This is a genomic window from Brevundimonas sp. TWP1-3, assembly GCF_049896085.1.
Classification (GTDB): domain Bacteria; phylum Pseudomonadota; class Alphaproteobacteria; order Caulobacterales; family Caulobacteraceae; genus Brevundimonas.
This window is the reverse complement of record NZ_JAFCTP010000014.1, coordinates 1-1404: the sequence shown is the minus strand read 5'-3', so window position 1 is coordinate 1404 and position 1404 is coordinate 1. Positions and strand designations below refer to the sequence as shown.

General features: G+C 31.8%; 1 protein-coding gene. It reads right to left on the bottom strand.

The window, feature by feature from the left end; all coding sequences use genetic code 11:
- Positions 1–13 precede the first annotated feature (13 nt).
- Positions 14–448 carry a bacteriocin 51 precursor BacA gene (gene bacA / locus ACP693_RS17620; protein ID WP_002351079.1) on the bottom strand — a complete coding sequence of 145 codons (435 nt, stop codon included), beginning with the start codon at positions 446–448 and terminating at the stop codon, positions 14–16.
- Positions 449–1404: the final 956 nt, after the last annotated feature.

The following is a 1404-nucleotide window of genomic DNA, read 5'->3' as shown; positions in this document are numbered from 1 at the left end:
TTTCACTTTCTGATTATTTTATTACATAACGAGCGTAATCATTGTATTGATATGATGTTGTATTGCTAAAGTGAGCATTATATGTTAATTGTACACCTTTTCCTTGATTTGCAGCTCTTACAAAGACATTCATTGCATCAACAGCACTACTAAAAGCATTTGTAATAACCCATGTTCCAACTCCACCAATAGGAATAAAAGATGCAATTTGAGCAGGAGTCTTTAGCTTATTATAATTTTTTTTCAAATCTCTACACATTTTATTAGTAACATAATAGTTCATTTTATAGCAAGTAAATCCACGATGATTATGATTATATCGTGAACTTGCAGCTTCCACTTTTATACCTCTAGCACTAAAAGGAAACAGATTTAACGGAGTACTTGCTCCAACAATCATACCGAACAAAAATAGACAAGTAATAATTTTAATAATTTTATTTTTCATTGTTACTTCCTCCTTAGATATAAAATCCTAGGAAAGCGCTTTCTGTATATATTTAGAATAATCAGAAAATTAAATATTGTCAAGAGGGTTTATTTTATAAAACGTGTTATTTTAAAGGTTAGTAGACATAATGTCGAGTATGCCAAGTAGCCCTTGTATCAACCGATACAGGGGCTCACTTTGTGATTTTTAATTGGTCTAGGTAAAAAGCTCTTTTTAAGGCTTGATTTTCTGCAGTTGCTTCTTTCCGTTTCTTTGTGAATTTTTACCAGTCATTTTTTACTGGATTGTTATTTTTCATAAAATATGATAAATTTTTGGTAGCGCTTTATAAGCGCGTTGCTTTTTCAAGAATAAACACTCATTATTTTTTAACTGGCTGCTCGGAAGAGCAGTCTTTTTTATTATTTATCCGTTTCTTTTACAAACAATTCTTCGTTAGGACTGTTGTAATAATTTGAATTCAATTTAAGTTCTCTGTTGGAATTGTTTTTTCCAATTACGGATAATAGCATGGGGCTAAAACCTAATATTCCTAGAGAAATAGAACCCAGTACCAACACAGTTTTTTTTAACATAGGTTATACCTCCACTTTTTTTAACGCTACCACTTGTATACACATTTTAAATACTAGCCTTCAGTTTATCAAATGTTTAAATTGAACGGATATAAATCAAAATTAAATTTTCAAAAGTTGTTCTAAAAAATTTTTCTTTTTTGGAAGTTACTCTAACTTTTTTTGCTTGTGGTGCTTGGTATGTTTTCTCCGCCTCCCAGGTTCTTGACCATTTTCTCTCAACGTGGTAAAAATCCCACTTATAAGAGAAAATGGTCAAGAACCTGGGAGGCGGAGAATGCCCTTAATACCAAGCACCGCAAGCCTTTCCCATACTTTATTCGATGATCCCACGATGATCTCATAATGATTCTACAATGACCCTACGATGATCAAAAT

Excerpts from the sequence above, each read along its gene's own strand:
- bacA (WP_002351079.1), bottom strand. The coding sequence starts at position 448 with ATGAAAAATAAAATTATTAAAATTATTACTTGTCTATTTTTGTTCGGT.